Below are 13799 nucleotides of genomic sequence, written 5' to 3' on the forward strand. Positions count from 1 at the left end.
AAAAAGGCGATCCAGAGATACGGCGATTAGCACACATTGCCGCCATGACCGCGTCTCGCTCGCCTCACTGGAAACCCTTTTACGAGTCGTACCTGACCAGAGGATTTTCAAAAACCCAAGCGTTGGTGGTGCTCGCCCGCAAGCTTTGCCGAGTGGCATTTGCCCTGATGAAAAATCAGGACGAATACCAGCCGAAGCCTATGTTGCAGGGTTGTCCTGCTGCTGGCGACGGCGTTGTATTTCCCGATCTTCAAGACCCTGGCCCACTACGCCAACCCGGCCATCGACCAGGCAAGTCGCCAGGCACCGATCAGCGTGATCGCTGATCCGGCCACCTGCACCTTCCAGTTCGACCCGGTGGGCAAGGCGCGCTTCGACAGCCCATGCGACAAGGTCAAGACGTTCCTGGTCAAGCAAGGGCTGCCCTACAGCAGCGTCGCGGCACCGGCGGGCAGCCCGGTGCAGGTCAACGTCGGTGATGTGAAGATCGAGGGGTATGACGAAGCCGCCCTGCGCGGCGCAACGACCCTGGCGGGCTACCCGCAAAAGGCCGATACCCAGCAGATCAACCGACCGATGATCGTCGCCTTGATCGTGGCGCTGATCATCATCTCGGCGATGTGCTACGGCCCGCTGGCGGCACTGATGGTCGAACTGTTCCCGACCCGCATCCGCTACACCTCCATGTCCCTGCCCTATCACATCGGCAACGGCTGGTTCGGCGGCTTCCTGCCCACCGTGTCGTTCGCCCTGGTGGTCTATACCGGGGATATTTTCTATGGGCTGTGGTACCCGGTGGTGATCACCGGTGTGAGCCTGGTGGTGGGCATGCTCTGCCTGCGGGAAACCAGGAACGTGGACCTGGACAAGAACTGAGAAACGGCTGCTTCAGCAACATCTGTGGCGAGGGATTTATCCCCGCTGGACTGCGAAGCAGTCCCGTTTTGACGGTTGCTACGCAACCGAGCGGGAGCAAGCTCCCTCGCCACAAGGTCTGGTTCCAGACCAAGCCATCAGTGCACCTGATGGCTTTTGACCGTACTTTCCACCAGATCCAACATTTGCCCCAACGCCCAGGGCTTGGCGATGAACGACGCGTGGTGCTTGATCCCGGCGCTTTCCGGCGTTTCGTAGCCGGACATGATCAGCAGCGGTATCTGCGGCCAGCGATCCCCGGTCAGGTTCGCCAGATCCGCACCATCCAGGTTACCCGGCATGGTGATATCGGTCAGCAACAGATCGACAAAATCCGCATTCTGCTCGAGGAATGTCAGCGCCGAATCGGCGCTTTCCCGAGGCTCCACGACAAACCCTTCGTCTTCCAGGATTTCACACAGGAATTCCAGAATCGTCGGGTCATCCTCAACAACGAGAATCAGACGCGTGGTGGCCTGTCCGTCGCCCTTCGGCATCGAACTCATAAAGTGACTCTCCTTGATCCCGGCAATTGGTTTCGCGGTTTCAGCCGCTCTGCAAGTTATGAGCGACGCCCTTGCGAGAAATTCATTCCGAGTACAAACCGGCCGCCGAACGTCATTCCAGACACTCCGTTGCAACGCAGCGCAACGCTTTATCTGTATATCCATACAGATAAAGCTTGCCCCCAAGCCAATCCCTGACCATGCTATCGCCCCATGAAACCTGTCAGGGAAAGGGCGTTATGCGGTTGTACCTGTGTGAGAAACCGTCCCAGGCCAAGGACATCGCCGCCGTGCTCGGCGCCACGCGGCGCGGCGACGGCTGCTGGCTGGGCGCGAACGTCACGGTGACCTGGTGCATCGGCCATCTGCTGGAGACCGCCCCGCCCGATGCCTACGATGCCCGCTACAAGCGCTGGGTACTGGCCGACCTGCCCATCGTGCCGGCGCAATGGAAAATGACCGTCAAGCCAAAAACCGCCGGCCAGTACAAGGCGGTCAAGCGCCTGCTGGGGGAAGCGAAGGAACTGGTGATCGCCACCGACGCCGACCGGGAAGGCGAAATGATCGCCCGGGAACTGGTGGAGCACTGCCGCTATCGCGGGCCGATCCAGCGGCTATGGCTGTCGGCCCTCGACGAAGCCTCGATCCGCAAGGCCCTGGCCGCCCTCAAGCCGGGCGCCGAAACCTTCAACCTGTATCACTCGGCCCTGGGTCGCTCCCGGGCCGACTGGTTGATCGGCATGAACATGAGTCGCCTGTTCACCTTGCTGGGGCGTCAGTCCGGTTACCAGGGCGTGCTGCCGGTAGGCCGGGTGCAGACACCCACCCTGCGGCTGGTGGTGGACCGTGACCGCAGCATCACCGACTTCGTGCCGGTCGCCTACTGGGCCATCGATGTGCAACTGCGCCACGACGGCACCGTCTTCACCGCCCAGTGGCGCGCCGATCCGGACGCCTGCGACGACCAGGAGCGCTGCCTGAACCAGGCCCTGGCGCGCGATGCCGCCCAGGCCATGGGCAACACCGATACCGCCTTGGTGACCAAAGTGCGCACCGAGCGCCTGCGCGAAGCAGCGCCGTTGCCCTTCGACCTCGGCACCCTGCAGGAAATCTGCTCGAAGAAGCTCGGCCTCGGCGCCCAGGAAACCCTGGACATCGCCCAGTCGCTCTACGAAACCTACAAAGTCATCACCTATCCCCGCAGCGATTGCGGCTACCTGCCCTTGAGCCAGCACAGCGAAGCCCCCGCCATCCTGGCTGCCCTTGCCCAGGCCGATCCGGGCCTCGCACCGCTACGTGAACACCTGCAACCGCAACGCAAGTCCCGGGCCTGGAACGACGCCAAGGTCAGCGCCCACCACGGCATCATCCCCACCGCCGCGGCGAAGAACCTCGACAAGCTCGCCGGCAAACAACGGGCGGTCTACACACTGATTCGCGCACGCTACCTGGCGCAGTTCCTGCCCAACCATGAATACGACCGGACCCAGGCCGACTTCGACTGCGCCGGCCAGGCGCTGCGGGCCGTGGGCAAACAGATTGTCGAGCCCGGCTGGAAACGCGCCTTGCCCGAAGCCTTGGCTCCGGCCAAGGGCCGGGAAGCCGTGCAACCGCAAACCTTGCCGGCACTGGCCGAAGGTCACGAGTGTGGCGTGGACGACGTGACACTCAAGGACCTGTGGACCCAGCCTCCCAAGCCGTTCACCGAAGGCGACCTGATCAAGGCAATGAAGAACGTCGCCAGACTGGTGGAAGATCCACTGCTCAAGCAGAAGCTCAAGGACACCACCGGCATCGGCACCGAAGCGACCCGGGCGTCGATCATCCAGGGCTTGCTCGATCGCGGCTACCTGGTGAAAAACGGCAAGGCCTTGTCCGCCACCCCGGCGGCCTTCAGCCTGATCGACGCCGTTCCCCGCGCCATCGCCGACCCGGGCACCACCGCGATCTGGGAGCAGGCGCTGGACATGGTGCAAAGCGGTGAGATGAGCCTGGAGGAATTCGTCACTCGACAAGCCGCCTGGATGAGTAAGCACATCGCCCGCTGCCAGGGCATGAGCCTGACCATCAACGGCACGGCCGGCCCCGCCGGACGTGGCGCAACCCCGTGGAAAAACAAACGCAAGCCGGCCAAGCGCAAGGCTGCCGGCGCGCCGCGCAAAGCGACAAAAGCCAAGACAACCTGAGCAAAGCCAATACCCATGGGCCTCCTGTTCTGACAGACCGAGTCACTCGCGCCGAGATTTCTCATACCCAAAACATTTTGTCCGACAATATGTAGTGACCAAAAATAATCACTACAAAACCGTTGACGACGTCGATTTGCCCTTGCATGATGCAGACGTCTCCCCGATCGGGAGTACAGGTAACCGTTTGAGCAAGCTCGTCTGACCGCCGAGCTGTTTTTTGGATAAGGGACTGCCCACAAGGCAGATTGAAGGTGCTGACCTGGCATGACCGTCCGGTAACAAGGACGAGAAACGTCGGCGAAGGTCCTCATGACGCGCGTGGTCGACCCTCGAAAGTTGACACTGCCTTAAGGTTCTTCGCTGTTTCTCTTCGTTGTAGCGCATTTGCGTAGCAGCCCTTCGATAGCACTACACAACCGATGCACGACCCCGTCGAAGTCTGACGGACGAACGCTGACGGCCTGGTTTCGGTAGCAGGCAGGCACTTACCGAGAAGCGAAATCTTTGCGAACCACCAGACAGATCAACCAAATGGTCAAGGGGCTTACACATGAATCTGAACAATCAACCATCTATTGATGAACTGGCTCGCATGTTCGCAGCACACAAGGACACACTCGACAGCCATATCCTGTGGATCAGCAAGACAGGCCAGGTCCATATGGACTGCCTGTCGCCCTACACCCACGAAGACGAGTTCGAACGGAACCAGCAAGACCTGTGCGCCCGACTGAAGATGTACCGTCGCGGCCAAGGCTACGTGGGCAAAAAGGCTGCGGCCGACAAAGACTTCATCGGTAGTGTGCTGCAGACGCTGACCCACGCCTGGCAGTCGATGCAAACCACCTCTGAAGTCCGGGTCATCGACCGCTTCTGCTGAGTGCACTCAAGACAAAGGGCCCGTTCCTGAACAAGGACGGGCCCTTTGCTTTTATCAGAACACCGACCAGCCAATCCGCTGGCTGAGCAACTCCAGCGCCGCCATGCCGGCCAGGGAGTTGCCGGCGGCGTTGAGCTCCGGCGACCAGACACACACCGTGAAGCGCCCCGGCACCACAGCGACAATTCCGCCGCCCACACCGCTCTTGCCTGGCAGGCCAACGCGATAGGCAAAATTGCCGGCCTCGTCGTAAAGCCCGCTGGTCGCCATGATGGAGTTGACCTGCTGGGTCTGGCGGGCGCTCAGGATCTGTTCGCCGCTGTGCTTGCAGAAGCCGTCGTTGGCCAGGAAGCAGAATGCCCGGGCCAGGTCGATGCAGCTCATTCGCAGCGCACAGTGACTGAAATAACTGCGCAACACCGCTTCCACGTCGTTATGGAAATTACCGAACGATTGCATCAGGTAAGCCATCGCCGCGTTCCGGGCGCGGTGCTGGTACTCCGACTCAGCGACCTTGCCATCCACCATCACTTGGGGATTGCCCGACAGGCGTCGCACGAAATCACGCATCGACAACGCCGGGGCGGCGAAACGCGACTGGTTGATATCGCAGATCACCAAGGCACCGGCATTGATGAACGGGTTGCGTGGGCGACCGCGCTCGAACTCCAGTTGCACCAGGGAGTTGAAGGGCTGGCCGGACGGCTCATGGCCCAGGCGCTCCCAGATGGCTTCGCCGGAATGCTCGATGGCCTGCACCAGGCTGAATACTTTGGAAATACTCTGTACTGAAAACGGCGTTTCGGCGTCACCTGCGCAATACAGCTCGCCATCGTTGCCATACACGGCAATGCCCAACTGATTGCCAGGCACGCTGCCCAGGGCCGGAATGTAGTTGGCCACCTTGCCCTGACCGATCAGGGGGCGAACCGCATCGAGGATCTCGTTCAACAGTGCTTGCATGTGCGGGGGTCCAGTCATTCCCCGTTCGAGTGCGGGGATACAGACCCTAGACGCTGGTAGGCGGGATCAGAGCACACTGAGCCTCAAACAAGCTCCTGTGGCGAGGCCCGAGCGCTTCGTGAGCGTTGTGCGATGCTTGCGCGAAAATCCAACGGTCTATAGTTCAAAGGATGAGCCCGCAGGAGGACACGATGCGTCAGATCATGCAAAAAGAACCCTGGCGGGCATCGCCGCCCAAGCCGGGGCAGCACGAGAGCGAGCTGGAATGGGGCTGGCTGGTGATCTACAGCGAAGGCGAGCCACGCTTCGAGTTCGTCAGGGAACGCCCTTCGGACGAACAGATCCGCCACCGCAAGGGTTGTCGCGTCACGCTCGGTGCGGGATGAGCCCGCCCGTCACGGCTTGATATCCGGCAACGCCACTGCCCGATTCGCCAGCTGCGCCTCCACCAGGTTGCCTTCGATTTCTTCGTCCAGGTAATACACCGGTGCCAGCACTCCGCTCAGGGGATGCTTGAGCGACTTGAACCACGCCTCATCGAAGGCGGCACTCAGGCTTTTGCGAATCTGCGCTTCCATTTCCGGCCGCTCGCCTTCGTGGATGATCGCCCGAACGCCTGCCACACCCACCGAAATCAATGCCCCCGCGGCCTTTCCGGCCACGGCTGCAGCCGCTCCGGCCGCGCCTCGAGTGGCGAATTGGGCTTCGATTTTCTCGCTGGTGCGTTGCGCCACCGTGGCGATCACCGCATCCGACGGGCCCGCCCCCGTGGTGGCGGCTTTGTTGATGTGGTCAATCAACGCGGCGTAGGCCGGCAGGGTATTCAGCGGCTCAGTGTGGACCATCTCATACAACGAAGCATTGCGCGCCGCCGGCGGGCCCAGATTGATCGCGGGAATGCCGTGCAGACGCCGGTTCATCAGTTCATTCGGAATTTGCTGCCGCTGTGCGATCACCCGCACCTGCTGATCGAGCAGGCGCACGTAATAGCTGGTCGCGGCGGCCCTGATGGCTTCGGGATCGATCTCCACGGCCACCGGTTCCAGCACCTGCTCGCGGTATTGCTCTTGAAGATAGAGCGCCAGGCGGTTGGAAGCAGAATCCGCTTCGCCCTTGGCACTGGCGGCATACCAACTGACCCTCACCGCCATCCATTCCTGGGTCCAATAGCTGCTGAACCACGGGATGAATTCAGCCTCGGTCCGTTCGTACACCAGCCCCCGCCAATGCTCCATCGACCCTCGGGCATAGACTTCGGCTTGCCCGACAGCGCTTTTGGACGCAGCGATGATCTGCTGGTCGACCTGCCGCCAGGTGTCCTGAGAGACCGTCACCGCATTCGCCGACCGGCCGCGCTCTGTCGTGGCGCACCCCGCCAGAGCGATCAACACGGCCAGCATCAGCGAACGCAGCACGATCGCGCCACTCCGGATTCATCTCATCCATGGCATTGAGTATAGGTGGCAGGAAACAACCAAGCTGACCCACCGCTCTCGCGAGCAGGGTCGCTCTCACAAAAACCTGTGGGAGCGAGCCTGCTCGCGATGGCGGCGGTGCAGTCAGCAAGCTAACCTCAGCCCAGCGCTGTATCGAGAAACATCATCACCGCGAACCCCATCATCAAGCCCAGGGTGGCCGGGGTTTCATGGCCGTTGCGGTGGGTTTCGGGAATCACCTCGTGGGACACCACGAAAATCATCGCTCCGGCCGCCAGGCCCAGGCTGATGGGGTAGGCCACGGCCACGCCCGACGACATGCCCAGGCCGATCACCGCACCCAGCGGCTCCATCAACCCTGAACCGACTGCGATCAATGCGGCACGCAGGGTGCTGATGCCGGTGACTCGCAATGCCATGGCAATGGCGAGTCCTTCGGGAATGTCCTGAATGGCGATCGCCGTGGTGAGAGGCAGGCCGACCTTGAAATCTCCGTCGGCAAAACTGACGCCGATGGCCATGCCTTCCGGCAGGTTGTGCAAGGTAATCGCGAGCACGAACAACCAGACGCGATTGATACGCTCGGCTTGGGGTCCGCGCCGTCCGCTCAATTCATGTTCATGGGGAATAAACCGGTCGAGACCGATCATCAGCGCAACGCCCAACCCCAGGCCGAGCACCACGACAAACGCGGCGAGCAACTGATTGCCGCAAATCACCTGGGCGGCTTCGATACCCGGCAATATCAGCGAAAAAGAACTGGCCGCCAACATCATGCCGGCGGCGAAGCCCAACATGATGTCCTGGGTGCGCGAGGAGATGTCCCGCAACACCACGGCCATGATTGCCCCCAAGGCTGTGGCGGCAAACCCGGAGGTCCCGCCCAGCACCGCATAGCCCAGATGGCGAGGGTCGGCGCCCACCAATGCGTTATAGCCGCTGTAGAGCAACAGCACGGCGACCGCCGCCAGCCCGAGCCAGAAGCTCGCACCCAGCAGCAGGTTGCCTTGCAGGGGATCCAGCCAGGTACGCCAGGGCGATCGGATCCGGGAAGTCGGCTGGTCCATCAAATATCCTTACAGGCTTTAGTCAGGGCCAATGGAAGGTTCAGCGAGGAAGCGAGGGAGCCCGGCTCCCTCGCCACTTTCCTACAGTTTGTCACCTTGCATCCCCGAACCCAAGTCGGCACCTGTGGTGGGATCGCTCTCGGGGTTGGACATCGTCCGCGCCTTCATGTCCATCAGCAGGGCTTCGTCTTTTTTACTCAGTTGTACGCTGGCCAAGCCATCGCCGCCATCCACCGCCGGTGTGGGGTCTTCGACGAACTCCCAATCGTCGCCCTGGTTCCATGGGCCGCGTACAGCCGGCTCGCCCTGGGACATGTTGAAATACACATTGGTGAACTCCGGCATGCCCGGCAATTTACCCTGAGGGAAATTGGGCTGGATGGAATGCAAGGCTTTTTCAAAAGACATCTGGTGAGCGATTTCCCGGGTCATCAGGAAACCCAGCGCCTCTTTTACGCCCGGATCGTCAGTGACGTTCATCAGCCGTTCATAGACGATTTTCGCCCGGGCCTCGGCGGCGATGTTGGAGCGCATGTCTGCGGTCGGCTCGCCAATGGTGTCGATATAGGCAGCGGTCCAAGGTACACCCGCGGAGTTGGTCAGCGGTGAACCGGCACCATACAGAAGGCTGGTGATATGGGAATCGTTGCCGGCACCGTTGATGTCCCGGTACAACTGCCCTTCCTTTTCCACCCCTTCGGCCATCTGGCCTTTTGCGCCCTTGTTCAGCATCACGATGATCGAACCGATGATCTCCAGGTGGCTGAGCTCTTCAGTAGCGATATCCATGAGCAGATCCTTGCGGCCCGGATCATCCTCGGCCAGCGCCTGGGTGAAATAACGGGATGCCGCCGCCAGCTCCCCCTGGGCCCCACCGAACTGTTCCAGCAGCAGGTTGGCAAGACCTGGATTCGGCTCTGCCACACGCACGGTGTACTGCAGTCGCTTGTTATGTAGAAACATGGTTTGAACTCCTCGATCAGGCACAACTTATGGGCCTACCGATAAACGGCAGACTGACAAGAGTCTGAATATATAAAGGGAATTAAATTTACTTTTTATCCAATAATGAAGACAGGCGGTAAATACGCAACCTTCCAACCTTCAATCATTGAATAAGCGGGCAATGGCCCACGAGCTGTTTTTTATATTTCAACAGTGCAGGCCCCGGCTTGGCGCCAAGGGCCTGCCTGTCATGGCGTATTACGACTTACGGCCGCCGCCGTGGCTGCTTTCGCCACCCTTCTTGCCGGCTTCCGAAGCTTTTTCCCGGTCGTTGGCGAAATTGCCACCCGATGCCTGGCCACCTTTGCGGCCGGCTTCCGAAGCACGTTCGGGGTCGTTGGCAAAATTGCCACCAGACGCTTGCCCGCCCTTGCGCCCAGCCTCTGCTGCGCGTTGAGGGTCATTGGCGAAATTGCCGCCGGACGCCTGGCCACCTTTGCGGCCGGCTTCCGAAGCGCGTTCAGGATTGTTGGCAAAATTGCCCCCGGACGCTTGCCCGCCTTTTTTCCCGGCTTCCGATGCCTTCTCACGATCGTTAGCGAAATTGCCAGGGTTGTTATTGCCTGTATTAGCCATTTCATTCACCTCGTCAGTTACTGTTAGCGAACCTCTCGGCTCGTAGTATTCGGAGAACCCGGGGGCGATAAGGTTTGAACAAAGTTCGGCAGTCAGCGACGAACGGTCAGCACTTCAAAGTTCATTGGAAAGTACAATCAAACCCTATCGAACAAGCGCCAGCCGATAAATTTATTCAAATAAGCGCAAAGCTGTCGACGGACCTCATATATAGCCCCGGCATTTAATAACAGTGCGTGTCTTTCCACGCCGTCCGCCAAAGGCCGGATGACGCCGGCACCCCACTGCACCGGTCTCGTCACCCATGCCTCGCGCCGTTCCAGGAAGCCAAAACTCGCGGGCTGCCGGCGTTATCCTGCACCACCGCACTGTCCGGCTTGCGGCGTCCGGACACCCTGTCGCCGCTGTCCGGATAAAGACGTGCCGTTAATCAAGGGGAAATCGGGTCACTGGCCGGAAAGGTTTCCTCCAGCGCGTCGTCCAGTTGTTTATTGGTCACGTCCCGCTCCCCGACCTTGCCGCTGCGCTCGCAATGGCAATCGGGGGCCGGACAGGGTTCGCCGTTGGGATGCTGCTCCGCGCAGGCCTGGCTGCAATACGCCTCGCCGTCGTGGTTGAACATCCGCTGCGGATCCACCTCGCATTGGCAATCGGGGCAACCGCATTTCATCTTCGACTCGCTCATGCTTCTTCTCCTAGGAGCCCACCAGCAACTGGACCTCCAGATTGGCTGCCGCGATACCGTGCTTGACCACATACACCTCGGCGTCCCAGCCTTTGGTCAGGTTGCGGTAGGACTGGATGCCAAGGGCCGTGCCGCTGCTCCATTCCATGACGTCACCGACGTCGATATCGTTGGCAGAACGCAGTTCGAGCACGGTATGGCCGTCATCCTGCGCCACATACACACCCACCATTGCGCTCTGTCGGTTGATGGCGCGTACCTCACCACTGGTCTGATTCATACACCTCCTCTATGCGCCGGGCGAACGGCCGGCCCTGGGGTCGGCCGCCCTTCACGTTCAGCGCTTGGCTTCGGTATGGGGATTGTCGGAGCGTTCCAGGAACGCCTGGGTGATCTCCGGCAAGTGGTCGCGCAGCCAGTCGGCCATGGCGATCTCCTGTGGCAGGATCTGTTCGCAGGCCCGCTGGGTATCGACGTCGCCGGCCGCTTTCGCCGCCGCGATCAGCACGGTGTAGGAAGCGATTTCCAGGTTCTCGAATACGTAGCCACTCATCGCGCCCTTGACCACTTCATCGCTCATGGTCATGCCACCCACCGCCTGGCCGAAAGCCATGAGCTTGCCGGCCATGTCCTTGATCATCGACGTGCTCCCGCCCAGGCGCTGGATGCATTCCTCCACCAGCTTCTGTTGCCCGAGGGTTTCCTGCAGATGCTCTTCGATGCGGGCCTTGAGCACCGGGTAATGCTTCAGCCGCTCGGCCTGGGCCTTGAGCATTTTTTCCGCTTGCTGCTCCATGGCATGGGCGTCGTTGAGCCAATCCAGCAGGTTCTCTTTAGGCGTTGCCATTTCCTTCTCCTTTTCCGTGGTCGAGACTGCACCGCAGCGCGACGATTCTGAAATACCGCACATAAAAGTGGATGTTCCAGGCAGTGGGAAAGTTTGAAGGAACCGCGATGCGGGACGACGAAAGGTGTTACGACAGGCGTGAGTCCACCACCACTTCCTGTGGGAGCGGCTTGCTCGCGAAAGCGGTTATCCGTCGACATTGATATCACTGACAAATAGCATTCGCGAGCAAGCCCGCTCCCACAGGTCTTGGGCTCAGTGCATGCCCAATCGAGCACCCAAGCCCTGATCCTTGAGGGTATCGAACAGCGCCTGCGCCGCCGCCGAGAGTTCGTGTCCCGGTTTGGTCAGCACGCCGATGGCGCGCTCCACCACCGGATCGCGCAAGGTGATGCAACGGGCCCCCAGCTCATGCATCTGCCCGATGCACAGCGCCGGCACCGCGCTCACCCCCAGGCCGCTGGCGACCATGCGTCCGACCGTCGCCAACTGATGGCTTTCGAACTCCACTGGCAGCTTCATGCCCCGGACCTGGAGATGCTCCTCCAGCATCACCCGCACGGTAGAGGGCCTTTGCAGGGTGATGAATGGCTGTTCCAACAATGTCTGCCACTGGATTTCATTGCGTTGGGCCAACGGCGAATCCAGCGGCACCACCGCGACGAAGCGATCCAGGTACAACGGCGTGAACGCCAGGGACGAACCCTGCAGCGGCTCGAACGCAACGCCCAGTTCGACGTGACGGTCACGCACCATCTCCAGCACCTGTTCGTTGATCACATCGTTGACTGTAACGTTGACATTCGGATAGCGGGCGCGGAAGGTCTTGAGGATCGGTGGCAGCAGGTTGCCGGCAAACGACGGCATCGCCGCCAGGGTCACCCGTCCGCGTTGCAAGGTGAAGCGCTGGCGCATCTCATCCTCGGCGTTGTCCCAGTCGGCAATCAGCCGCCGGGCCAGGGGCAACAGGGATTCACCCTCGGGCGTCAGTGCCACGTTGCGGGTGTTGCGGCTGAACAGGCGCCCACCCAGACCCTCTTCCAGGGCCTTGATGGTCAGGCTCAGGGCCGACTGCGACAGATGCAGTCGCTCGCAGGCCACGGCGAAACTCAGGCTCTGGGCCACGGCAAGAAAGGCACGGATCTGCTTGAGGGTCATGGGGGTCGCTTCGCTCCAGCGGCAAGCCGTAAGTTTCGAGCCGCAAGTAACCGGCGGCGATTATTGAGCTTTATCAATTAATCCAATCTAAAAATCAACTTAACAAATATATGACTTGGCGCAACACTGCATTCCATTGCGACCCCATCAAGAATAAAAGAGGTGTCTATGGCAGGTTTCGACAAACGCGTGAGTTCCTATGAAGAAGCGCTGGCGGGCTTGAAGGATGGCATGACCGTCATCGCCGGTGGCTTCGGCCTGTGCGGCATTCCGGAAAACCTGATCGCCGAGATCAAGCGCAAGGGCATCCGCGACCTCACCGTCGTGTCCAACAACTGCGGCGTCGACGGCTTCGGCCTCGGTGTGCTCCTGGAAGACCGGCAGATCCGCAAGGTGATTGCCTCCTATGTGGGCGAGAACGCCCTCTTCGAGCAGCAATTGTTGAGCGGCGAAATCGAAGTCCAACTCACCCCCCAGGGCACCCTCGCGGAAAAAATGCGTGCCGGCGGTGCTGGTATCCCCGCATTCTTCACGGCCACCGGCGTCGGTACCCCGGTGGCCGAAGGCAAGGAAGTGCGTGAATTCCACGGCCGCCAGTACCTGATGGAAGAATCCATCACCGGCGACTTCGCCATTGTCAAAGGCTGGAAAGCCGACCATTTCGGCAACGTGGTCTATCGCCACACCGCGCAGAACTTCAATCCGCTGGCCGCCACGGCAGGCAAGATCACCGTGGTCGAAGTCGAAGAGATCGTCGAACCCGGCGAACTGGACCCGACGCAGATCCATACCCCAGGCATCTACGTCGACCGGATCATCTGTGGCACGTTCGAGAAGCGCATCGAACAGCGCACCGTGCGCAAGTGATCCCCTGCCCCTCGGCCCGAATGAAGGAATAACAACATGGCACTTTCCCGCGAACAAATGGCTCAACGCGTCGCCCGCGAAATGCAGGACGGCTATTACGTGAACCTGGGTATCGGCATCCCCACCCTGGTTGCCAACTACATTCCCGAAGGCATGGAAGTCATGCTGCAATCGGAAAACGGCTTGCTCGGTATGGGCGCGTTCCCCACCGAGGACGAAGTCGACGCCGACATGATCAATGCCGGCAAGCAGACCGTCACCGCGCGCATCGGCGCATCGATCTTTTCTTCAGCCGAATCGTTCGCCATGATCCGCGGCGGTCACATCGACCTGACCGTGCTCGGCGCGTTCGAGGTGGATGTCGAAGGCAACATTGCCTCGTGGATGATCCCCGGCAAGCTGGTCAAGGGCATGGGCGGTGCGATGGACCTGGTGGCCGGCGCCGAGAACATCATTGTGACCATGACCCACGCGTCCAAGGATGGCGAATCGAAACTGCTGCCCCGTTGCAGCCTGCCGCTGACCGGTGCCGGTTGCATCAAGCGCGTTCTGACCGACCTGGCCTACCTGGAAATCCAGGACGGCGCCTTCATCCTGAAAGAACGGGCCCCGGGTGTCAGCGTCGAGGAAATCGTCGCCAAGACCGCCGGCAAATTGATCGTGCCGGACCATGTGCCTGAAATGCAGTTCGCTGCCCAGTGAGGA

15 protein-coding genes and 2 pseudogenes are annotated in these 13799 nt (G+C 60.7%); 7 read left to right on the forward strand and 10 right to left on the reverse strand.

Features of this window, described 5'->3' with window-relative positions; all coding sequences use genetic code 11:
* Window positions 1-326, forward strand: a pseudogene (locus FBY02_RS28650) (hypothetical protein); the annotation flags it as partial.
* Window positions 217-876: pseudogene (locus tag FBY02_RS03610) on the forward strand (MFS transporter); the annotation flags it as partial. The pseudogenes FBY02_RS28650 and FBY02_RS03610, both read left to right, overlap by 110 nt.
* A 137-nt stretch (window positions 877-1013) precedes the next feature.
* Here FBY02_RS03610 and FBY02_RS03615 read toward each other — a convergent pair.
* Complete coding sequence (locus FBY02_RS03615; RefSeq protein WP_144923496.1) at window positions 1014-1421, reverse strand: response regulator; 408 nt, start codon at window positions 1419-1421, stop codon at window positions 1014-1016.
* 239 nt (window positions 1422-1660) lie between these two features.
* Here FBY02_RS03615 and FBY02_RS03620 point away from each other — a divergent pair, with 239 nt between their 5' ends.
* Both FBY02_RS03620 and FBY02_RS03625 read left to right on the forward strand, forming a co-directional pair.
* Window positions 1661-3607: a DNA topoisomerase III gene (locus FBY02_RS03620; RefSeq protein ID WP_144923498.1), complete on the forward strand. Its 1947-nt coding sequence runs from the start codon at window positions 1661-1663 to the stop codon at window positions 3605-3607.
* Between the two features lie 553 nt (window positions 3608-4160).
* On the forward strand, window positions 4161-4490 hold the full coding sequence (locus FBY02_RS03625; RefSeq protein WP_144923501.1) for a hypothetical protein: 330 nt from the start codon (window positions 4161-4163) through the stop codon (window positions 4488-4490).
* 54 nt (window positions 4491-4544) lie between these two features.
* Here the strand turns inward: FBY02_RS03625 and glsB are convergent, their stop codons facing one another.
* The gene (glsB, locus tag FBY02_RS03630; RefSeq protein ID WP_144923504.1) at window positions 4545-5453 is read right to left on the reverse strand and encodes a glutaminase B; all 909 of its coding nucleotides are present in this window, start codon (window positions 5451-5453) and stop codon (window positions 4545-4547) included.
* A 191-nt stretch (window positions 5454-5644) separates the two neighbouring features.
* On the opposite strand from glsB, the gene FBY02_RS03635 reads away from it, so the two are divergent.
* On the forward strand, window positions 5645-5839 hold the full coding sequence (locus FBY02_RS03635) for a hypothetical protein (protein ID WP_144923507.1): 195 nt from the start codon (window positions 5645-5647) through the stop codon (window positions 5837-5839).
* A 9-nt stretch (window positions 5840-5848) separates the two neighbouring features.
* Here FBY02_RS03635 and FBY02_RS03640 read toward each other — a convergent pair whose 3' ends face one another.
* From FBY02_RS03640 to FBY02_RS03675, 8 genes are all read right to left on the reverse strand, one after another.
* The gene (locus tag FBY02_RS03640; protein WP_144923510.1) at window positions 5849-6868 is read right to left on the reverse strand and encodes a hypothetical protein; all 1020 of its coding nucleotides are present in this window, start codon (window positions 6866-6868) and stop codon (window positions 5849-5851) included.
* A gap of 158 nt (window positions 6869-7026) precedes the next feature.
* The gene (locus tag FBY02_RS03645; protein ID WP_047703661.1) at window positions 7027-7956 is read right to left on the reverse strand and encodes a ZIP family metal transporter; all 930 of its coding nucleotides are present in this window, start codon (window positions 7954-7956) and stop codon (window positions 7027-7029) included.
* A gap of 81 nt (window positions 7957-8037) precedes the next feature.
* Complete coding sequence (locus tag FBY02_RS03650; RefSeq protein WP_047703662.1) at window positions 8038-8919, reverse strand: manganese catalase family protein; 882 nt, start codon at window positions 8917-8919, stop codon at window positions 8038-8040.
* Window positions 8920-9159: 240 nt separating this feature from the next.
* The gene (locus FBY02_RS03655) at window positions 9160-9537 is read right to left on the reverse strand and encodes a general stress protein (RefSeq protein WP_144924323.1); all 378 of its coding nucleotides are present in this window, start codon (window positions 9535-9537) and stop codon (window positions 9160-9162) included.
* A gap of 430 nt (window positions 9538-9967) precedes the next feature.
* Window positions 9968-10222 (reverse strand): metallothionein, encoded by a 255-nt coding sequence (locus tag FBY02_RS03660; protein WP_256662467.1) that lies wholly within the window; start codon window positions 10220-10222, stop codon window positions 9968-9970.
* A gap of 10 nt (window positions 10223-10232) precedes the next feature.
* Window positions 10233-10502: a hypothetical protein gene (locus FBY02_RS03665; RefSeq protein ID WP_144923513.1), complete on the reverse strand. Its 270-nt coding sequence runs from the start codon at window positions 10500-10502 to the stop codon at window positions 10233-10235.
* Between the two features lie 57 nt (window positions 10503-10559).
* Window positions 10560-11069, reverse strand: coding sequence for a ferritin-like domain-containing protein (locus FBY02_RS03670; RefSeq protein ID WP_041023644.1), 510 nt, complete (start codon window positions 11067-11069; stop codon window positions 10560-10562).
* 255 nt (window positions 11070-11324) lie between these two features.
* Window positions 11325-12227: a LysR family transcriptional regulator gene (locus tag FBY02_RS03675; RefSeq protein WP_144923516.1), complete on the reverse strand. Its 903-nt coding sequence runs from the start codon at window positions 12225-12227 to the stop codon at window positions 11325-11327.
* Between the two features lie 168 nt (window positions 12228-12395).
* On the opposite strand from FBY02_RS03675, the gene FBY02_RS03680 reads away from it, so the two are divergent.
* On the forward strand, window positions 12396-13094 hold the full coding sequence (locus FBY02_RS03680) for a CoA transferase subunit A (RefSeq protein ID WP_047703666.1): 699 nt from the start codon (window positions 12396-12398) through the stop codon (window positions 13092-13094).
* A 36-nt stretch (window positions 13095-13130) separates the two neighbouring features.
* Entirely contained in the window at window positions 13131-13796 is a 666-nt protein-coding gene (locus FBY02_RS03685) for a CoA transferase subunit B (RefSeq protein WP_144923519.1), read from the forward strand.
* The last annotated feature ends 3 nt before the right edge of the window (window positions 13797-13799 follow it).

The sequence above is a fragment of the Pseudomonas sp. SJZ078 genome, from assembly GCF_007828255.1.
GTDB lineage: Bacteria > Pseudomonadota > Gammaproteobacteria > Pseudomonadales > Pseudomonadaceae > Aquipseudomonas.

Bases quoted from the DNA above. Each gene is read 5' to 3' on its own strand.
- FBY02_RS03615 (WP_144923496.1), bottom strand. From the start codon at position 1,421: ATGAGTTCGATGCCGAAGGGCGACGGACAGGCCACCACGCGTCTGATT.
- FBY02_RS03620 (WP_144923498.1), top strand. From the start codon at position 1,661: ATGCGGTTGTACCTGTGTGAGAAACCGTCCCAGGCCAAGGACATCGCC.
- FBY02_RS03625 (WP_144923501.1), top strand. From the start codon at position 4,161: ATGAATCTGAACAATCAACCATCTATTGATGAACTGGCTCGCATGTTC.
- glsB (WP_144923504.1), bottom strand. From the start codon at position 5,453: ATGCAAGCACTGTTGAACGAGATCCTCGATGCGGTTCGCCCCCTGATC.
- FBY02_RS03635 (WP_144923507.1), top strand. From the start codon at position 5,645: ATGCGTCAGATCATGCAAAAAGAACCCTGGCGGGCATCGCCGCCCAAG.
- FBY02_RS03645 (WP_047703661.1), bottom strand. From the start codon at position 7,956: ATGGACCAGCCGACTTCCCGGATCCGATCGCCCTGGCGTACCTGGCTG.
- FBY02_RS03650 (WP_047703662.1), bottom strand. From the start codon at position 8,919: ATGTTTCTACATAACAAGCGACTGCAGTACACCGTGCGTGTGGCAGAG.
- FBY02_RS03655 (WP_144924323.1), bottom strand. From the start codon at position 9,537: ATGGCTAATACAGGCAATAACAACCCTGGCAATTTCGCTAACGATCGT.
- FBY02_RS03660 (WP_256662467.1), bottom strand. From the start codon at position 10,222: ATGAGCGAGTCGAAGATGAAATGCGGTTGCCCCGATTGCCAATGCGAG.
- FBY02_RS03665 (WP_144923513.1), bottom strand. From the start codon at position 10,502: ATGAATCAGACCAGTGGTGAGGTACGCGCCATCAACCGACAGAGCGCA.
- FBY02_RS03670 (WP_041023644.1), bottom strand. From the start codon at position 11,069: ATGGCAACGCCTAAAGAGAACCTGCTGGATTGGCTCAACGACGCCCAT.
- FBY02_RS03675 (WP_144923516.1), bottom strand. From the start codon at position 12,227: ATGACCCTCAAGCAGATCCGTGCCTTTCTTGCCGTGGCCCAGAGCCTG.
- FBY02_RS03680 (WP_047703666.1), top strand. From the start codon at position 12,396: ATGGCAGGTTTCGACAAACGCGTGAGTTCCTATGAAGAAGCGCTGGCG.
- FBY02_RS03685 (WP_144923519.1), top strand. From the start codon at position 13,131: ATGGCACTTTCCCGCGAACAAATGGCTCAACGCGTCGCCCGCGAAATG.